The sequence below is a fragment of the Psychrobacter sp. 1044 genome (genome assembly GCF_904846525.1).
GTDB lineage: Bacteria > Pseudomonadota > Gammaproteobacteria > Pseudomonadales > Moraxellaceae > Psychrobacter.
Genome location: NZ_CAJHAZ010000020.1, coordinates 13170 through 32392, shown reverse-complemented (window position 1 = coordinate 32392; position 19223 = coordinate 13170). Strand labels below are relative to the sequence as shown.

15 protein-coding genes and 1 pseudogene are annotated in these 19223 nt (G+C 43.6%); 2 read left to right on the top strand and 14 right to left on the bottom strand.

All coding sequences use genetic code 11. From position 1 onward, the window contains the following. Nucleotides 1–33: 33 nt before the first annotated feature. The 6 genes from JMX82_RS12390 to yghU form a co-directional block, all read right to left on the bottom strand. A complete protein-coding gene (locus JMX82_RS12390; RefSeq protein WP_201540757.1) occupies nt 34–1797 on the bottom strand; it encodes a hydantoinase B/oxoprolinase family protein in 1764 nt (587 codons plus the stop codon). Between the two features lie 367 nt (nt 1798–2164). Continuing rightward, nucleotides 2165–2713 (bottom strand): peroxiredoxin-like family protein, encoded by a 549-nt coding sequence (locus tag JMX82_RS12385; protein ID WP_201540756.1) that lies wholly within the window; start codon nt 2711–2713, stop codon nt 2165–2167. A 299-nt stretch (nt 2714–3012) separates the two neighbouring features. Then, entirely contained in the window at nt 3013–4257 is a 1245-nt protein-coding gene (locus tag JMX82_RS12380; protein WP_201540755.1) for a DUF819 domain-containing protein, read from the bottom strand. A 176-nt stretch (nt 4258–4433) separates the two neighbouring features. Then, nucleotides 4434–6101: a DEAD/DEAH box helicase gene (locus tag JMX82_RS12375; RefSeq protein ID WP_201540754.1), complete on the bottom strand. Its 1668-nt coding sequence runs from the start codon at nt 6099–6101 to the stop codon at nt 4434–4436. 583 nt (nt 6102–6684) lie between these two features. Next, nucleotides 6685–7956, bottom strand: coding sequence for a DUF1176 domain-containing protein (locus tag JMX82_RS12370; protein WP_227676747.1), 1272 nt, complete (start codon nt 7954–7956; stop codon nt 6685–6687). Nucleotides 7957–8318: 362 nt separating this feature from the next. Then, nucleotides 8319–9173 carry a glutathione-dependent disulfide-bond oxidoreductase gene (yghU, locus tag JMX82_RS12365; RefSeq protein ID WP_201540753.1) on the bottom strand — a complete coding sequence of 285 codons (855 nt, stop codon included), beginning with the start codon at nt 9171–9173 and terminating at the stop codon, nt 8319–8321. 355 nt (nt 9174–9528) lie between these two features. On the opposite strand from yghU, the gene JMX82_RS12360 reads away from it, so the two are divergent. After that, on the top strand, nt 9529–10905 hold the full coding sequence (locus JMX82_RS12360; protein ID WP_201540752.1) for a DHA2 family efflux MFS transporter permease subunit: 1377 nt from the start codon (nt 9529–9531) through the stop codon (nt 10903–10905). A 190-nt stretch (nt 10906–11095) separates the two neighbouring features. Here the strand turns inward: JMX82_RS12360 and bfr (JMX82_RS12355) are convergent, their stop codons facing one another. From bfr (JMX82_RS12355) to JMX82_RS12345, 3 genes are all read right to left on the bottom strand, one after another. Beyond that, on the bottom strand, nt 11096–11575 hold the full coding sequence (bfr, locus tag JMX82_RS12355; RefSeq protein ID WP_201540751.1) for a bacterioferritin: 480 nt from the start codon (nt 11573–11575) through the stop codon (nt 11096–11098). A 67-nt stretch (nt 11576–11642) separates the two neighbouring features. After that, complete coding sequence (gene bfr / locus JMX82_RS12350) at nt 11643–12131, bottom strand: bacterioferritin (RefSeq protein WP_201540750.1); 489 nt, start codon at nt 12129–12131, stop codon at nt 11643–11645. Nucleotides 12132–12567: 436 nt separating this feature from the next. Beyond that, a complete protein-coding gene (locus JMX82_RS12345; RefSeq protein WP_045447323.1) occupies nt 12568–12759 on the bottom strand; it encodes a bacterioferritin-associated ferredoxin in 192 nt (63 codons plus the stop codon). Between the two features lie 378 nt (nt 12760–13137). Here JMX82_RS12345 and JMX82_RS12340 point away from each other — a divergent pair, with 378 nt between their 5' ends. Continuing rightward, complete coding sequence (locus JMX82_RS12340; RefSeq protein WP_045447327.1) at nt 13138–13467, top strand: ArsR/SmtB family transcription factor; 330 nt, start codon at nt 13138–13140, stop codon at nt 13465–13467. Nucleotides 13468–13619: 152 nt separating this feature from the next. Here the strand turns inward: JMX82_RS12340 and JMX82_RS12335 are convergent. The 5 genes and pseudogenes from JMX82_RS12335 to JMX82_RS12315 all read right to left on the bottom strand — a co-directional run. Then, nucleotides 13620–14339 (bottom strand): annotated as a pseudogene (locus JMX82_RS12335) (sulfate/molybdate ABC transporter ATP-binding protein); the annotation flags it as partial. 110 nt (nt 14340–14449) lie between these two features. Further along, the gene (cysW, locus tag JMX82_RS12330) at nt 14450–15406 is read right to left on the bottom strand and encodes a sulfate ABC transporter permease subunit CysW (protein ID WP_087814244.1); all 957 of its coding nucleotides are present in this window, start codon (nt 15404–15406) and stop codon (nt 14450–14452) included. After that, nucleotides 15406–16290: a sulfate ABC transporter permease subunit CysT gene (gene cysT, locus JMX82_RS12325; protein ID WP_045448154.1), complete on the bottom strand. Its 885-nt coding sequence runs from the start codon at nt 16288–16290 to the stop codon at nt 15406–15408. Before cysT ends, cysW begins: the two co-directional genes overlap by 1 nt. 282 nt (nt 16291–16572) lie before the next feature. After that, the gene (locus JMX82_RS12320; RefSeq protein ID WP_201540749.1) at nt 16573–17667 is read right to left on the bottom strand and encodes a sulfate ABC transporter substrate-binding protein; all 1095 of its coding nucleotides are present in this window, start codon (nt 17665–17667) and stop codon (nt 16573–16575) included. A gap of 250 nt (nt 17668–17917) precedes the next feature. Beyond that, nucleotides 17918–19075, bottom strand: coding sequence for a sulfate ABC transporter substrate-binding protein (locus tag JMX82_RS12315; RefSeq protein ID WP_265089326.1), 1158 nt, complete (start codon nt 19073–19075; stop codon nt 17918–17920). Nucleotides 19076–19223 lie beyond the last annotated feature (148 nt).

The window sequence follows — 19223 nt, the reverse complement described above, 5'->3', positions numbered from 1 at the left end:
AAATTATTTAATATCATCAGTTAGTTTTGGGTTTTATGCCGTCAGCTTACGACGTAAAGCATCCGTCTCTGCTTCATTGACCGCCAGCGTTTGTGGATTAATAACCACGCCGTACTCTGTCTTAGCGGCTGCCACTGATATGATTCTTTCTTCTACATCTTTTAATACTGCGGGTACCGACCGTGCAAACGAGCTGCCATATCCGCCACCGCCAGGATTGGTATTACGCGCACGGTCACCCGGCTGGATTTCAGTCATTATATTTTGCTTGTGCAGATCAGTGACGCCATCCTTATGAATGATCTCCAAGCGACCTAATTTAAGCTCAGGTGATATTTGTTCTGCGCCAGCGGCTCCCATTGTCGGATGCTCACGACCTTCCCCAAACGCCACTACCGTCATCTCATGACCTAACGGCTCAACTTCCCATACGGTGCCGCAACCGCCTCGATACTCACCAGCGCCGCCACTGTCTTCTGCCAAGCCGTACTTATGAATTAAGATAGGATACTGATACTCTAATAGTTCAATATCACCAGAGCTTAACGCGCCAAAGCAGCATAAAGGACCGCAAGCATGCCAGCCGTCCATTTGCTGAGTCGCGCCAGCACCAGAGATAATAGAGGCCAAAATCATAGTGACGTATTGTTCCCCTGTTTTTGGGTCAATACCTGAGATGTTGATACCTGAGGCATGACCCCAGGAAGCAATCACGCGATCTGGTGCTGCATCTTCAAAAGCCATACGCACAGCATCCGTTAAGGTTTCCATCGGTGTGGTGGTACAATTCACATGAGGGGCGGGTTCTTTGGCATTACACAGTGTGCCATGCTCGCCCAAGTCTACCGTAACACAGCGGTATAAACCTTCGTTGTACGGCGGGTCTACTTGGGCAAACATCATCAGCCCTAGGAGAACACCAGACATCGAGTTACCAGCATAAGAGTTAATGAAGTAAGGGACTTGCGGTGGACTGGTAATCTTGATATGTACATCACTGTCTTTAATCTCAATATCAGCGCTGATGGTCAAATCACCCAAACCGTGACCTGAATCTTCTAATACCGCTTCGCCATGATACTGACCATCTGGGATAGATGAAATTAATGAGCGCATATGGGTATCAGCCATATTCTTTAGCTCTTCAATCGCCGCACGGACGGTATCTACGCCATACTTGTCTAGTAGCGCAATCATGTTACGCTCACCGACGGCACAAGCACCATACTGAGCGTTAAGATCGCCTTCTTGGTTACGACGAGAGCGCATATTACTATGGATTAAGTTGATGACATCACGACGTCTAACGCCTTTTTCCCATATTTTGATAGGCGGAATGCGCAACCCTTCGGCGTATATCTCTTTAGCATCTGGGTTGTAGCCTGCCGGTACTGGTCCACCAATATCAGTGACGTGACCTTTGCATACCGTCCAAAACACCAACTCGCCTTTATAAAACACTGGCTTATACATACAACAATCTAGGATATGACTGCCCATCATCACGGGATCGTTGTGATAAATGACGTCGCCTTCATGAATGTCATCACCATAATATTCAGCAACGGCTTTCATGGCTGGCATGAGTGAGCCTAGGTGAATAGGGATATCCTGACCCTGCAAAATCATCTCAGGCAGATGATCAAACAAGGCATTACTATAATCGTGAGCTAGGTTGAAGACGCTAGAGCGGGCGGTTTTTTCTAAGGTTGTCGTCATCTCGCGCTGCGCCGTTTCTAAGGCACCACGTACGACGGACAAGGTAATAGGATCAATTGAAGTGTGAGCTTTGCTCATGTGAGACTCCCTGTCTAGAAATTTATATCAGAAGATATGAGTGGCTCTGTAAAATATAGCGCCCAATGTGGTCGTTAATACTTAACAATTACACTCATTCTTTATATGGCTGTCATCCATCCTAATGACGAAGCTTTTTTACTATAGCGGGGTTTTTGGCAAATTAATTGACTGACAGTGCAGAGTTTTTGACTGTGAGTGCACACCTGTATGAATAAGTCTTGTGATTTCAGCTTTTGGAGAGAATGTTAACAATAAAGAGCGTTTGCAATAAAAAAGACAATGCATCGGTTATGATGCACTGCCCTATGAATTTACGTCTTTGACTAGTTATTAGTTTAGTAATGCCGTCGTCAATAATACAGTCTTAAGCATAATCGTGTGTACCACGAATAGGATAGTTTTTTTCTGGATTTCTGATAAAGGCTAGACCATTTGCCAAGGCTTCCAGCTCAGGTCTAGTAAAAGGAGCGTTGGAGATATCTACAATCTGAATCTTCCCTTCTGTATTAATAACAAACAAGCCGGGCTCTGCAAATGGATGATCGGTTTCTTTCTCTGAACGTGGGTTGGAGATATAAAGACCCAGCATTTTCATTTGTTCAACGGTCAGATCATAGGCGATAGGAAAGCTCACATTTATTTTTTCCAAATGACTTTCTACCTGCTCTTTGCTGTCACCTGAAACAGCGATGACGTCGACACCAGTTTCATTAAATACCGATTTTAATGTTTCTAACTGATTGAGGTATTTGGTGCAAATGGGACAATGTTGACCTCGGTAAACAACCACCATTTTCCAGTCATGACCATTTTTGGGCTTGCCTAATAGCGTCATGTCACCATTATAAGTGGGTACTTCTATATTGGGGAATGTTGCACCAGCAATGATTTTTGGGTTGTAGTTTGCTTGCATTTTTTCATCCTTATAGTTTTGAGTTAAAAATATTTAATATCAAATTTGAATGTTTGCTCAATTTGGTATGTATTGATACTACAAGTAAAAAGCCGACGGTGAAGTCGGCTTTTTGTTATTAAATTGGCATAAATTGAAAGTTTTTCTCTCTGTAGAGATATGATGGGTCAACATAGTTGTTTATCAACTAATACTAACCAGTCCGACTCATATGAATATGATAGCGATTAACAGCGCAGACTAGTTAGCGTTACTACAGAAGCGTCTAGCGTTACCAATGCTGAGCATTATATTCGAGCTCACCCTACTACCAAGCGCATCAATTGGGTACTAATATAGCCACCGAAAGTACCTACCGCATAACCGAGAATACCCAAAAACACCCCAACTGGCGCGAGTGATGGGTGAAATGCTGTTGCGACAATGGGTGCTGATGATGCACCGCCAGTATTGGCATTGGAGCCGACTGCCAAAAAGAAAAACGGCGCACGAATTATCCTAGCCACAGCAAAGATAATGACAACGTGAATGCTCATCCATAATAAACCAATAAGTAACAATCGCCATTGCGAAACGATACCCGCAAGATTGATTTGCATACCAATAGCAGCAATCAAGATGAAGATGAATACCGTACCAATTTTGGAAGCGCCCACATGGTCGAGCCTACGAATCTTGGTAAAGGAAAAAATCACCCCTATCAAGGTTATAATCACAACCATCCAAAAGAACGAGCTGGCAAAGCTATATTGTACTGCCCAGCTATAGGGCGCAAAAAACCCTGCAATCTGACCACCAATAAAGTGTGCGACACCCACCATAGCAAAGCATAAGCCAAACATCACCATCAAGTCATTTAAAGTTGCTGGACGAGCATTGTCACGCTCATAATTCTCAACCGCCTTAATCACTTTATCAATACTACTGGTATCTGCCCTCAATAGCCGATCTATCTTATCGCTATGCTTCGCCAATACCAAGATAGCCAATAACCATAATGAAGCATTGGTGGTATCGACCAAAATCATCATCCCAAATAAATCATCACTGACGCCAAATAGCTCCTTCATCGCCGCTTGGTTTGCCGCGCCGCCGATCCAACTACCCGCCACCGCCGAAAACCCACGCCATAGCGTGTCATCAGTAAACATCTCAGGCGATATCCATTTAGCGACACCCAAGCTTATTGGACCACTGATAATAATCGCGATACTGGCGGCGAAAAACATGGCGATGGCTTTCCAGCCTAAGCCCAATATCTTGGGTACATCCATTGATAAAGTCATTAGCAGCAAACTTGCTGGCAGCAGATACGTGGCAGTAAAGCCGTAAATTTGTGAGCCGATGCCATCAGCGAAGACGCCTAAACTGTTTAGCGTCGCAGGGATAAAGCAGCACAGCACGATACCCGGTAATACCGCATAAAAGCGCTGCCAAAATTTACCGGGTAATCCTTGAGTATAAAAAACCAAGCCGATAATGGCCATAATGATGCCAAAAGCCAATGGCAGGCTATCAATAGTTAAATGAGAAATATCGGGCATCAAATAGCTCCGCAGCACACGATGAATAAAAGCTTGTTAGTATAGACAAGGCGAAAAAAACGCGCAAGCAGCGATCGAATATACACAAAAAAGCCAGATAACAAGTATCTGGCTTTTTTAGTGCTATCTTTAGGCGATCAAGTAATTAATAACTTTAATCACCAAATATAACAGTATTACGAGTTGTTACCACGGTTGCCGCCGTTTGGACGACCTTGACCACGGCTGTCAGAACGACCTGCTGGGCGACCTTGGCTGCCACTTGGACGACCACGACCTGTTGCAGCACGCTCACCACGTGGAACGCCAGTGCTATCGCCGCGGCTAGGAGCACCAGTGCGCTTGCCTTGATACGGCTTGCCACCTGAACGCTCATTTGGCTTACCAGATGAATCACGTGGCTTGCCTTGATAACCGCTGTCATTGCTAGCGCGTTGACCAGTTGATGCGCTGTCACTTGAACGACCGCGAGCATTAGCAGGATTGCCTTGATAACCACCACCCGCGCGACCACGGCCTTGACCATTACCACCGCCGCCGTTTGAACGACCACGGCCACGACCACGACCATTACCTTTGTTTTCGCTAGGTACATAAGTCTTCTTAGGCTCCATGCCTTCGATGATACATACTTCCATTTTGCGATCTAAGTAACGATTGATAGCGTTTAGCTGTGGACGATCATCCATGCTACATAAGCTGATAGCGATACCAGTACGACCAGCACGACCACAACGACCGATACGATGGACGTAATCTTCAGTCTGACGTGGAAGATCATAGTTAATAACGTGCGAGATAGCTGGGATATCTAGACCACGAGCCGCAACGTCAGTCGCTACTAGGATTTTAACTTTGCCATTACGCAAGTCTTGAACGATACGGTTACGCTTGCTTTGTGGCAAATCACCATGTAGGAAGCTGGCTTTATGACCCGCTTCTTGTAGCTGTTTGGCTAGTTTTTCAGTGCTACGTTTGGTAGCAGCAAAGATAATGATCTGTTCCATATCTTGCTGGCAAACGATTTTGTCAAGTAAGCGGTTTTTGTGATCGAAATCATCACAGTAGTACACTTTTTCTTCGATGTGTGCAGATTCTACTTTGATTGATACACGCTCAGGGTTCTTAGTGAAGCTGGCAGCGATTTTACCTACTGGGCCATCCCAAGTTGCAGAACACATGATCGTTTGACGATCAATTGGTGCAGCACGAAGGATGTCACTGATATCATCAGCAAAACCCATGTCTAGCATACGGTCAGCTTCATCAAGTACCAAAATTTCTAAGCTTGATAAGTCAACACGACCAGCATTGATATGGTCAAGTAGACGACCTGGGGTCGCAACGATAACTTGAACGCCTTTTTTCAACGCAGTGATCTGACCGTTGTATGGTGCGCCGCCCACTAAAGGTACACAGAATAGACCACGCATATCTTTAGAATAAGTACGCACGCTATCATGTACTTGCTGAGCAAGTTCACGCGTTGGCGTTAAGATAAGAGCTTTAGTTAGTTTGTCAAAGCTAGTGGCACGGCTTAAACGGTCAAGTACAGGGATAACGAATGCCGCAGTTTTACCACTACCGGTTTGCGCAGACAATAGTAAGTCGCGACCTGCTAGTGCAAAAGGAATGGCTTGTGCTTGAATAGGTGTTGGATTGGTATAACCACTGCGATCAAGCGCGGTCAAAATCGGCTTGGCAATGTCTAGTTCAGCAAAGGTAATTTGATCTTCATCAGTCGCGTCAGTAGTAGCCGCTTGATTATTAGTATCAGTATTTGGAGTGTCAGTGTTTTCGATGATGCCGTTTTCAGCGGCGATTGCAGATAAAATATCAGTCATGAGAATCCTTGGTAAGTATAAGTTGCTGTAAATTCAGCAAGCTTGATGCATACCACTGATAACCGTTCACCACGCTGCCTTTATTAAAGAATTACCGGACCACATGTAAGTGTCGATAATCAGAAGCCAAGCCAATAAAGCTTAGAGCCTCTACAATAAATGCGTTCGTGCTGTCTGACGTATTTTGGTGGTAGTGCCGAGTGTCTCATCCTTGTTTGATATCAGCGTATTATTAATGCTTTGTCCAAAGCAAATAATCGCGAATAACAACCAATTTAAACCACATTTATGGTTCGGTAGATAAGATATGAGTCAAAAATAACTGCTATTTTCATGACAGGTTATTTAAGTACACAAAATCATCGGCAACAATTACTTATGGTCATCCTAGACCCAAAATCGCAGGCGATGTTATCAATCTCATAATTCACGAAAGCCTAAGCTAACGTGGCGACGCAGTATAGCACAATAAAATATTATATGTAGCTATTTATTAAATTTCTCGGTAAATAAAGCAAATTTGCTTATAGATGTATGCGTTCAATATGCTGAGTAATAAGACAATCAGCAGTATTATTGGCGGCTATCGCACCATTTTAACTTCGGTGACATACGTCGGCAGCTGCCACGCACCGCCCGCTTCAATCATACGGCAAAGCCCTGTAGTACTTTCATGACTTTTTTCAAATGCCTTACCTATCCATACCCAATCAGTCTTGGTTAAACAATCACCGATGCCGCGACCTTTTTGTACGGAAGTGATTTTACCCTTATCATAGCTAGTGGCGTTGGTGGTTACCAATGTCGGTTTATAAGGTTTACTGTCATTGATGACCCAGATGCCTGCACCAGTATTATAAGCACCTGTCCAGCAATCGTGTTGTGCTAAGAGCTGTGAGCCGTTCAAGCGACTGACACGCCATGGTGATTTGTCTGATAGATTGGGACAGTCACTATCCGCATCTTTCATCGTACTTTTCATCAGCGCCGCTAGCTGCGACGATTTCATCACAAACTTTTTATTGTCACTAGCGACGGCTTTCGGATTGGGCGCCACAAAGCGCAATTTTGGTGCTGACTTGGGTGGCAATACAGTGCTATTTGATTTGGCGGCACCATCAGTATTGATAAAGGCAGATGACGTCCCTACTCGACCTTGGGCTTCATCTGCTTTGAGCATGACGGCGCTAGCCCCTTTATCAGACAGTTGCCAACGTGAGTTACGTAGCACTAGCTCAATTTTGCTTGACTTAGTCAGCGCCTCTAGTAGCGCTGTGACTTGTGTTGGGGTCAGATCAGCATTACCTGCTGCAGTTGAAAACGGCTTGGTTTCGCCATAGTCTCTACCATTGATGAACAATGATATACGATGACGATTGCCAAGTTGCATCAAGGCTTTAGATGAGCTTTCTTTAGCACCGCCCAACTTTACTTTGCCATCCACACCAGCATTTGCGCCTGCACGGCGTATGAGCAATACCGATATAGGAAATTCGCTATTGTTTTCTGCTTGATAGCCTGCCAGCCGGCACGTACGGGTATTGTCACATACTACCTGCCAGTCTTGATTGGTAAATTCAACGCCATTGCTGGCCATCGTCGCTGTACTAAATAAAGCTGCGCTGATAGCAGCAAACATAGGTAATCGTATTTTATTTTTTATCATCAATAAGAGTATCTTTTTTATTTTTTTAGGATGGGTGGTTAAGTTGGCTTTGTATTGCAATATTGAGTATCGATCAGCATCTATCTGTTGATCGTTATAAATGGCGCTGAGTTTAGTATTAATAACTTTTAATTCGCTAGCCATCGCCTGTCGTGAGAAGTTGATCCGTTTACGGTTATCATCCTTCATAATCGTTATCCATCAATATAGTCAATCTTATTTCAATCAGATATGTTGTCTGATTTACTCAGTCTATTATAATAAGTGGCTCTATTCGCCTTGCTGGTATCCCAATGGTATTGAGCCAATTAAATAAGCAGTACAAATACCCGCTTATTAAGGTGTTATGTGCTTGAGCTACTCAAGCTATCTTAACGTACTAAGGTTTCTATCTGTTGTACTAATGTATCATTGTGTAAACTGGTAAGTATATCTCTATTTTAATATAACCATATATGAATATAGAATAGCAAGATGTCGGATAAAATCAAGGCTGATAAGCAAATAGCCTATCAGCCTTGATTTTATTAATGCGTCTCTTATCGATAGGTTTAGTCAATAGGCTTTAATGATAGGTCTACGGCACGCTTAACGGCTGGACGTTCAGCAATTGCCTGTGCCCAACGTTTCACATGCTTATACTCATCAACTTGCAGGAACTCGGCGGCATCATAGAGCTTTCCAAGCACCAATTGTCCATACCATGCCCAAATAATCATATCTGCAATATTATAATCGGCGTCGTTGTCGCCACACATATATGTGCTGTCTTTTAGGTGGGTATCCAGCACATCGATCTGGCGTTTGGTTTCCATGGTATATCGGTTGATTGGGTACTCTAGCGGTTCAGGCGCATAAGCATAAAAATGTCCGAAGCCGCCACCTAAGAAAGGCGCACTGCCCATCTGCCACATGACCCAAGACAAACACTCTGCCCGTGCTTTGCCAAGTGATAAAGGCATAAATTGGTCAAATTTTTCTGCCAGATACATCAAGATAGCACCAGACTCGAAGAGCGCTATCGGCTCGCCAGCTATATCAGCAGAATGATCAACCAAGGCTGGAATTTTTGAGTTAGGGTTTATGGCTACAAAGCCAGAACCAAACTGCTCTCCTTGAGAGATATCAATTTTATAGGCATCATATTCAGCACCTTTAACACCAATCTCGGCAAGCTCTTCTAACAGGATATTGACCTTAACGCCATTTGGCGTATTCAACGAGTACAGCTGTAATGGCGCAGCGCCTACTGGCAGCGCTTTCTCATAGCGCGCACCCGCTGTTGGGCGATTGATACTGGCAAACTTACCACCGTTTTCTTTGTCCTGCGTCCAAACCTTTGGCGGTACATATTTATCGTTTTGCCCATCGATATGATTGCAAGCTTTGTTATTTTCCTGACTCATAATATATCCTCAGTTTATCTTTATCGTATTGTTGATGCTTCTAGTTGTATCGTCGGTAGTCAATCCAATCTCATATGATTGAGATGAAATTAACTATACTGCATATCTGTTGGCTTAAGTCGTTAGCGAGGGTTTACTATAACGATAACCAACCCTGATATTAAAGTCCTCTCTTGTAAGCAGTGTTAATATTATTACCTCTAAACACAGAATTCTATAACCTCAACCGCCAGCCGTTACTTTGATTCCCTTTTATTATGATTGAGTCTTTCTTATACTACTCGGTTGGTATAGCGAATTAGTCGTCCATAGACTATTTTGTTCATTTTATGATGGGATATCTAATGAGATTTACATGGTAACGCTAACCCCGACACAAGATAAATACTTGCCCTATGTGCTAGCGGTGGCGCTATTTATGCAAATTTTGGATGCCACTATATTAAATACCTCATTACCACAGATGGCACAGGCGCTGGGTGAGTCTCCATTAAAAATGCAGTGGGCGGTGATCAGTTATGCGCTAACTTTGGCTATATTTATTCCCATCAGTGGTTTTTTGGCGGATAAATACGGCACGCGCCGAGTATTTTTGGCAGCGATTATTATCTTTTGTATTGGCTCACTGCTATGTGCTGCGTCACCAACGTTGGATTTTTTGATTGGCTCACGGGTTATACAAGGTATTGGCGGGGCGATGATGACGCCTGTGGCTCGCTTAATATTGGTCAAATCCTACCCACGCAATAAGCTGCTGACCGTTATGAACTTTGCGGTTATTCCTGCTTTGGTAGCACCGCTAGTAGGACCGGTCTTAGGTGGCTATATCGTACAATATACCAGTTGGCATTGGATATTTTTGATCAATATACCGATGGGTATTTTTGGCTTTATCATGGGAAAAAAACTGGTTCCGGCACTATTTGAGGATACCAAGCGGCTTGATTGGACAGGATTTTTATTGTTTGCGGCAGCGGCTTGTGGGTTTACGCTTGCTGTAGAGTTCGGCTCACAGACTGGTCGAGGGTTTTATGGGTTGCTGCTTAGTTTGGTGGCCAGTTTATTGATCGGCGCTTATATCTGGCACGCCAAGCGTCGTCAAGCACCGTTGTTCCCCTTGAGTTTGTTTGACATTCGAACCTTTCGTATTGGCATCACTGGTAACCTATTCACGCGTTTAGGTATTAGCGCTGTACCGTTTTTGCTGCCGCTGGTGCTGCAAGTGGTGTTTGAATATTCACCATCGCAGGCAGGTTGGCTCCTCGCGCCCATCGCGGTCGGTGCTATCGGGATTAAACCCTGGGTCAGTAAAATTATTCAGCGTTATACTTATCGCAAAGTACTGGTCTTCAACACGTTTTTGATGGGCACGCTCATCATTGTGTTGGCACAGTTTACCGATGCCTCACAGTGGTTATGGTTTATCCCTATTTTGACCATAATGGGCGCTTGTAATTCTATGCAATTCAGCGCGATGAATACGATTACTATCGGTGATTTAGAAGGCGCTCAAACCAGTAGCGGCAATAGCTTGATGGCGGTCAATCAGCAGTTAGCGATTAGTTTCGGTATTGCTTTTGGGGCAGCGGTACTGACGCTGTTACGTGAACGCCTACAAATGGATACGCTGACAGCGTTTCAAACCACCTATTGGATACTTGGGGTCTTAACCATTCTCTCGGGGTTGTACTTCTTACGACTTAAGCCCGAAGATGGGCGCGGCTTATACTGAGCCGCTGATATTTAGATTTTGAATAAAGAGTTTGAAAAATATTGATTAAGCGTTGATTTTGTCAGCAGTGCAGATAGCACGCATTGTCAAATATGAGACATAAAAATGCCAGCATGTGAGTGATTATAAACCACACGACACGCTGGCATTTTTAGAGCACAGTACGGTTCATTGCATCAACAATGAACCATTAAGGCGCGTCATCATCCATTTGTGATTGGATATAGCGCTCAACCCCAATGCTTTCGATCAAGTCTTCTTGAGTCTCTAACCAGTCTTGATACTCTTCATTACCATCTTTTAGCGTCACCAATAGCTGGCGCGACACATAGTCAGACTTTGTTTCGCATAAAGTAATGGCATCGGCAATGATATCGAATTTTTGTTTTTCTAGGCGCAAATTGCATTCGATAATCTCTGGCACATCTTCACCGATGAACATCTTGCCGTAATCTTGCAAATTTGGTAAACCGCCTAGCAATAAAATCCGGGCAATCAGCTCATCAGACCATTTCATCTCAGCGATGGATTGTTTGTAGAAACTCTCATTGAGAGTTTCTAATCCCCAATGACGCGCAATGCGCGCATGCAAGAAGTACTGGTTGATGGCAATCAATGACTGTCCGAGCACTTTATTTAAAGCGCGAATAACCTCTTTATCCCCTTTCATTATCTCTCTCCCTTTCATGTCGTTATTTATACTAAATACTATGGTTATTGTTCATATCTTCTTGATATTAAACAAGATTAGGAGCGACTTCTGCCATTTGGCTTTGCAGATAATTGGGCAGACTGATCATGTCGATTAAGCGCAACTGTTGCTCAAGCCAATGCGCATGATCTTCTTCAGTGTCTTTTAGTTGTTCTACCAACATCTCACGCGTGACATAATCGCGCTCTGCTTCACAGAGGGCAATACCGTCTTTTAAGTGCTGTTGTACTTGATACTCTAGCTCAAGGTCAAGTTGCAGCATTTCAGGAACTGTCGCGCCGATATTGATGGCATTGACCGTCATTTTCGGCGTGCCGCTCAGCATTAGGATACGGCGAATAATAGATTGGGCATGTAGCGTCTCATCTGCCATCTCATGATGGATACGGTCGTACAATTTGCCATAATGCCACTCAGCATACATTTCTGAGTGAATAAAATACTGGTCACGGGCAGCAAGCTCACCGCCTAACAAAAAATTCAAATAATCAATGACTTTTGGGCTACCTATCATAACCTATACTCCCCTATTTATATTTTACAGATCAACGTACATTCATAATTACCCATATAAGGATAGTACTATTGGTAAACTGATCAGTAAAGATCACAATCAACAAAACGTCTTACAACGTGAGACAGATATAGTAGCATATAGGCGCTATACAGCTTGTAATGTTATGAACTAAGAATAAGATGCTAATTGAGAATCATAATTAGCTAGCTTTAGTAGCCACTGGTTTATCGCAACAATGGCTGCTAATGATGCTCAATATCATTGTAGTAGGTGTATAGGTAAAGTTATATGGACGCTCGCAACTTACCCTTTATGTATAATGACCAAAGGATAAGTGCGGAATATTGAATGTATGTGGTATCGAGGCGTACTAGTGATATTGGTGTAATGAGGTGATGAACAGCTGGGTAGTAAATCTCTGGTTTGATAACGTTTAAACAGCGTAAGCCAAGACATCGAGTCTCGCATGATGCTCATCTAGGTAATCGTTAACCATTGGTTCGCAGCAGCCACAGCAAGTCGCAACATCGAGGGTATCTTTTAGACCGTCAAGGGTATCGATACCTGAAGCAATGGCTGCTTTGATTTGCTTTTCTTTTACGTCATTACAGATGCATACGTACATGGTCTGGCTCCTCTGAATACCGCTATTCGGTAACTGCTTTTATTGCTCATAAATTTAGTGCATTGATGATAAAAATGGTGAGTAGAGTGTCTGTCTTGATATTCACGGTCATTTTTATGGCTTGATGTATAATAACGATAACTATTATCATTTGCAATAGCATTTGATATATTATTGGTATAAAAGTACAGTCATCAAAGTAGAGTTATATTGCACACAGTTAATTGATGTAAGTGAATATAAGCGTGCGTGTAACCGAATATGATGAAAGGTAGTAAATTAACGACGAACTGTAATTTAGCCCATTTTTTAATCGATTTTGTAGATAACTGCTGTTATATTGAACCCCTATTAACAAAGCCCAATTGGAATTGTTCTATGTCTGATAATAATTTTACGATACGACCTATCGAGTTATTTAAAGTCTTATCTGACCCGACGCGCTTAAAAATATTTCAAATTCTATTTAACAAAGAATCGCGCTGTGTTGGTGAGTTGGTAGAAATACTAGATCAACCACAGCCAACGATATCGCGTCATTTGAACCATTTAAAGAAACTCGGTATTTTAAGCTGTGTTCGCGACGGTACGTGGATGTGGTATGAAGTCGCTGACGACTTGCCAGAATGGTGCCAAGAGATTTTGGATATTACTTATAAGCAAATATCTAGCAAAGACCTCGATATGTCCAAGCCTGCTGAGATATGATAACTATCTAGCATTATTGCTATCAACATTTGATCTCAATAATGCTAGATACCAAATGAAATTGAGACCTGCTTTAACCCATAAAAAAAGACCTACAATAAATAGGTCTTTTTTTATGGGTGATAATAGAAAAACTGCACCAAATTTCACTATGCTAAGTCTAAAAAATCACTGATAAACGCATTGGCTGGCTGGTGTATCAGCTCCTCCGATGTGCCTACCTGCTCTACCCGCCCTTGATTCATGACCACGATCTCATCTGAGACGGCGCGGGCTTCTTCTTGATCGTGAGTGACCATGATACTGGTAATACCAAGCTCATGGTGGATGTTCTTTAACCAAGTGCGCAGCTCTTTACGTACCTTGGCATCGAGTGCGCCAAAAGGCTCATCGAGCAACAATAATTTTGGCTTCACTGCTAAGGCGCGAGCCAGCGCAATCCGTTGACGCTGACCGCCTGATAATTGATGCGGATAAGCATTGGCCACTTGTGGTAGCTGCACCAAGTCTAATAGCTCGGCAACGCGCTTATTGATATCTGCCTTACTCGGTCGCTCATTCTTTGGTAACAAGGTCAGTCCAAAGGCGACATTATCGGCGATATTTTTATGACGAAACAATGCGTAATGCTGAAACATAAAGCCAATATGGCGCTTTTGCACTGGCGTATTGGTCACATCCATCTCATCAAACAATATCTGCCCTGAGTCAGCATATTCTAAGCCGGCGATAATGCGTAGCAACGTCGTTTTGCCACAGCCTGATGGTCCCAGCAAAGTGGTCAGCTTGCCAGTCGGCACGGTGATATTGATATTATCTAAGGCGGTAAACTGACCGAATTTTTTATTAACGTTGCGAATCTCGATGCTCATAATGGGTTCTCTTATTATATCTTTGGTATCGTGGCAGATTTTTTAGTTACCGCATTTACATTATTAAATTAAATCTAATGCCAGCCCTTTCAGACCAAGTGTAGATAGTATTACTTATCCGAAATTTCAGCGGTTGTTGCATCAGTAGTATTGGTAGCCTTAGTAGCGTTGGCATTTACCAGTAATTCAGGCACACTTGCCAGCCGTTCGGACTTGGCAAATTTGCGCTCTTGTAGCTTAGTCATGACTTGTTGAATAAGCAACGTCACGAGCGCCAGCGCGGCAAGTAGGCTTGACAAGGCAAAAGCGGCGGTAAAGTTATAATCATTGTAAGCAATCTCAACCAGTAGTGGCATGGTGTTGGTCTCGCCGCGAATATGACCAGATACCACACTCACCGCCCCAAACTCACCCATTGCCCGCGCATTGGTCAAAATCAAACCATAAAGTAGTGCCCATTTGATATTGGGTAATGTCACATGCCAAAACGTCTGCCAACCAGTTGCGCCCAAGGTCAATGCCGCTTGCTCTTCAGAGTCGCCTTGCGTCTGCATCAGCGGTATCAGCTCACGTGCTACAAAAGGGAAAGTAACAAACAGCGTTGCCAATACAATACCTGGAACCGCATAAATAACTTGGAATCCCATGCTTTCAAGCCAGCCGCCAATGGTGGAATTGAGTCCGAATAGTAAAACAAACATCAAACCTGCCACGACGGGTGATACTGAAAATGGCAGATCAAGCAAAGTGGTGACCAGCTGCTTACCTTTAAACTGATAGCGCGTCACTAACCATGCGATTGCGATACCCATTACCATATTAATCGGCAAGACGATAGCCGCGGTAATTAACGTCAGTTTAATGGCTTGCAGGGCTTCTGGATCAACCAGCGAGGCAATATACAACTGCCAGCCACCTTTAAAGGCTTCATAGAACACAGCCAGCAACGGAATGACCAACATGATGACCATAAATAGCACTGCGATGACGATAAAGGTAAGACGTATCCATGGCGTATCTTTAGTCGCTGCGTTGCTTTGGTAGTCGTAGCTATTAGATATTTGCATTAGCGAGCTCCTACACGGCGCGACAGTTTCCACTGCATGATGTTAATGGTCAATAAGATCACAAATGAGATCAGTAGCATAAATAATGCAACCGCAGAAGCTCCTTGAACATCAAACTGCTCTAGTTTACTAATAATAATGAGCGGTAAAATCTCTGATTGCATGGGGATATTGCCAGCGATAAAGATAACCGAACCGTACTCGCCAGTGGCACGGGCAAACATCATGCCTGCACCCATGAGTAAAGCGGGCAACAGCTCTGGCAAAATTACTTTGCGAAACGTCGTGAAACGATTGGCACCCAATACCGCGGCTGCCTCTTCAAATTCAACCGATAGCTCAGCGAGTACAGGCTGTACCGCACGGACAATAAAGGGGAAACTGACCACAACCAAGGCGAGCCAAATACCTATAGGTGTAAAGGCGACCTGAATGCCAAATTTATCAAACCACTGACCAATCAAACCATTAGGGGCATAAAGGGTCGCAAGCGAAATGCCCGTGACCGCCGTTGGTAATGCAAATGGTAAATCAACTAGCGCATTAATCAACGACTTACCCCAGAACTCGTAGCGTACGAGCACCCAAGCGACCAATGTGCCAAACACCATATTGGTGAGCATCGCCAAAAACGACATCCATAAGCTTAGCTTGATAGCAGCAGTGACTTGCGGTTGACTAATCGTCTCCCAGAATCCAGTCCAACCCATCTGAGTCGTGGTGTAGGCCATCATGGCAAACGGTAATACCACCAATAGCGACAAGCTAAAGACCGTGATACCCATGCTCAGGCCGAACCCTGGCAGCACATTGCGTTGGCGCAAACGTGTTAACCACCCTTTTTTTGCAGGGGCTTTGCTGGCAGGAGATGTTTTTGCACTCATAATGATATCCTATTGCCTAACCAATCGTACTTAGCGATGATTACTATTTATTGTTATTGCTTAACGTGGGTTTTCACTATTGATACTTAAAAAGAGCACTTAACAGAAAGCATTTAACGATAATGTCGTCCATAAAACCACGCTATCAGGTAGTTATTAGTATGCTTACGGTCTAAAGGACATAGCGTATATGACCATGTCCTTTATGGGTTCTGCATGACTAATGGTGCAACTGACTGCATTTGCTAGCGCAGTAGCTTCTCTTATGCACTTAGCAAGTGATTACTGCGGTGCGTTAATGGCGAGCTGGTCGAATACGCCGCCATCACTGAAGTAAGTACCCATAATCTCATCCCACGTGCCAAAGGCATCATTTGGACGGAAGGTTTCGATTGGTGGTAATTTATCACCATTTTTATCAAGGACGCTTTTGACGCTAGGACGCAAGTATAGATTGGCTGCTAGCTGCTGAGCAGGCTCGCTCCATAAGTAGTCAAGATAAGATTTTGCGGCATCCGTTGTGCCTTTTTTATCTGTCACTGACTTGACAATCGCAACAGGGCTTTCTGATTTAATAGAGTATTTAGGATAAACGATGTCTACTTTACCAGCACCAAAATCAGTTGCGGCAAGGTTGGCTTCATTTTCAAAAGTCACTAGGACATCACCGATACCACGCTGAACGAAAGTGGTGGTCGCAGCGCGCCCACCATTCTCATAAACTTTGACGTTTTTAAGCATGTCTTTCACGTAGTTTTTGGCATTGGTCTCGTTTTTATCAAAAGCATGTAAGCCATAACCATAAGCGCCCAAGAACGCATAACGACCATTACCGGTCACTTTTGGATTGGCCATGACGATCTCAACGCCTTCTTTGGTCAAATCTTCCCAGTCATTGATACCTTTTGGATTGTCTTTACGGACTAGGAATACAATGGTACTGGTAAAAGGGACGGCATTGTCTGGGAATTTACTTTCCCAATCTGACTCAACCAAGCCTTTTTTCTCAAGCAGCTCAATATCAGAGCCTTGGTTCATGGTGGCGACATCTGCTTGCAGACCATTGGCAACTGACAGCGCTTGTTTACTTGAGCCACCATGTGACTGCTTGATTAGGATATTGCTGTTTGGATTTTCCGCTTTATAGTGCTCAACGAATAATGGGTTGTAGTCTTTATAAAAGTCACGTGCCACATCATAAGAGACGTTCAGCAGCTCAATATTTTGACCTTCTGTGGCAACTGTGCCATCTGCATTAGCAGTCGTCTCTGTCTCGCTATTGCTACAGCCAGCCAGCCCCAAGGTTAATGCAACGCCTGCAATGCTCAAGACGTTACGTTTTTTACTTTTTTGTTGATAGTGCAAAGCGTATGTCATAAATCCCTCAAAGGTATCTGTTAAGTAATGCAAGTATGCTAACAGTGCCATCTTATTATGTTTAATGATGAATATGCGTATGTTATTGCCAAAATGGAATAACAAAGGGATAAACACAAGGTTATCAATTACTTAAATAGTATCGTTAATACATAATGCTGACACCCTGCTAACTACCCGCTCTGGCTCATACAAATTGAGCACTTTGAGCATGTATCAGGCCATTGACGATCTCTTGACAAACGACTCCCTACTTCACTCTAGCTAATTGATCGAAACGCCCGCCATCGACAAAGAAAGTGTCCATAATCTGCTCCCAAGAACCAAATACTGCTACCGGCTCAAAAGTCTCAATATCAGGCAAGGTTGCTTTGTGAGCTGCCAACACTTGTGGGTTACTTGGACGCATATACATCTCTGCCATGAGCTCTTGTGCTGGAGTGTCCCATAAGCCTTTTAAGTAAGCATTCGCCGCTGCCGTCTTGCCGCCCTTGTCAGTGACGGCTGTTACGACCGCCACTGGGTTAGCAATCACAATAGAATAACTGGGATAAACGATATCGACCTGTCCTTTGGCAAATTGCTTGGCGGCTAAATGTGCTTCATTTTCGGTCGTGATGAGCACATCGCCCAGTCCGCGCTGAGTAAAGCTGGTTGTTGCGGCGCGTGCGCCATTGTCATAAGTGACCACGTTTGCCAGTAGCTTTTTGATAAAATCATCCGTTTTGGCAGGACTTTGCACCGTTTCTTTAAATTGATGTAATCCATAACCATAGGCACCCAAAAACGCATAACGCGCGGTGCCACTGGTTTTCGGGTTTGGTATCACGACATCGATATCGTTACGCGCCAAGTCCGACCAGTCTTTGATATTTTTGGGGTTACCATCGCGCACCAATAACACCATGGTACTGGTATAAGGCACCGCATTGTTCGGGAACGCTTGCTGCCAGTCAGCTGTGACCAAGCCTTTTTTAACCAACAGATTCATATCACTTTCTTGGTTTAAAGTGACTACATCTGCTTGCAGACCATTGGCAACCGACAATGCTTGTTTGCTTGAGCCACCATGTGATTGGTTAATATTTACCTGACTATCTGAATGCTTTTGCTGATAGTCTGCGCTAAATAAAGCGTTATAATCTTTATAAAAATCGCGTGATACATCATAAGAGACATTTAATAAACTGATATTTTTTGCATCACCCGTTGCGTTCGAGCCGTCTTGTTGAGTGGCTTCGGTAGGATTACAGCCTGTCATTAGCATGGCAAAGGCTAGTACGCTACCAACTTTAACACTGATATTGGCGAGCGGCGTTGGCGTCTCTTTATCCTTAATAAGTGTATGGAGGTTAGCAAAATGATGCTTTTGAGATATTTGCTGAATACTTTTGTTATCTGGTTGCATGGGTGCTCTCGATAATGTTGATAGAAGCGTTTTCCACAGCATTAACAATCTTATTAATGCTCATAATTCTTTGGATGCGGTTCTATGGATAATGAGAAATATGCTAACAGCATGAGAGTCAAATGCTTAGTGACAAATGCGCTTATCG

What these genes read in the sequence shown, in the direction of transcription:
- JMX82_RS12360 (WP_201540752.1), top strand. Translation starts at nt 9,529, where the DNA reads ATGGTAACGCTAACCCCGACACAAGATAAATACTTGCCCTATGTGCTA.
- JMX82_RS12380 (WP_201540755.1), bottom strand. Translation starts at nt 4,257, where the DNA reads ATGCCCGATATTTCTCATTTAACTATTGATAGCCTGCCATTGGCTTTT.
- JMX82_RS12345 (WP_045447323.1), bottom strand. Translation starts at nt 12,759, where the DNA reads ATGTACGTATGCATCTGTAATGACGTAAAAGAAAAGCAAATCAAAGCA.
- cysT (WP_045448154.1), bottom strand. Translation starts at nt 16,290, where the DNA reads ATGAGTGCAAAAACATCTCCTGCCAGCAAAGCCCCTGCAAAAAAAGGG.
- bfr (WP_201540750.1), bottom strand. Translation starts at nt 12,131, where the DNA reads ATGATAGGTAGCCCAAAAGTCATTGATTATTTGAATTTTTTGTTAGGC.
- bfr (WP_201540751.1), bottom strand. Translation starts at nt 11,575, where the DNA reads ATGAAAGGGGATAAAGAGGTTATTCGCGCTTTAAATAAAGTGCTCGGA.
- JMX82_RS12390 (WP_201540757.1), bottom strand. Translation starts at nt 1,797, where the DNA reads ATGAGCAAAGCTCACACTTCAATTGATCCTATTACCTTGTCCGTCGTA.
- JMX82_RS12370 (WP_227676747.1), bottom strand. Translation starts at nt 7,956, where the DNA reads ATGAAGGATGATAACCGTAAACGGATCAACTTCTCACGACAGGCGATG.
- JMX82_RS12340 (WP_045447327.1), top strand. Translation starts at nt 13,138, where the DNA reads ATGTCTGATAATAATTTTACGATACGACCTATCGAGTTATTTAAAGTC.
- cysW (WP_087814244.1), bottom strand. Translation starts at nt 15,406, where the DNA reads ATGCAAATATCTAATAGCTACGACTACCAAAGCAACGCAGCGACTAAA.
- JMX82_RS12385 (WP_201540756.1), bottom strand. Translation starts at nt 2,713, where the DNA reads ATGCAAGCAAACTACAACCCAAAAATCATTGCTGGTGCAACATTCCCC.
- yghU (WP_201540753.1), bottom strand. Translation starts at nt 9,173, where the DNA reads ATGAGTCAGGAAAATAACAAAGCTTGCAATCATATCGATGGGCAAAAC.
- JMX82_RS12315 (WP_265089326.1), bottom strand. Translation starts at nt 19,075, where the DNA reads ATGCAACCAGATAACAAAAGTATTCAGCAAATATCTCAAAAGCATCAT.
- JMX82_RS12320 (WP_201540749.1), bottom strand. Translation starts at nt 17,667, where the DNA reads ATGACATACGCTTTGCACTATCAACAAAAAAGTAAAAAACGTAACGTC.
- JMX82_RS12375 (WP_201540754.1), bottom strand. Translation starts at nt 6,101, where the DNA reads ATGACTGATATTTTATCTGCAATCGCCGCTGAAAACGGCATCATCGAA.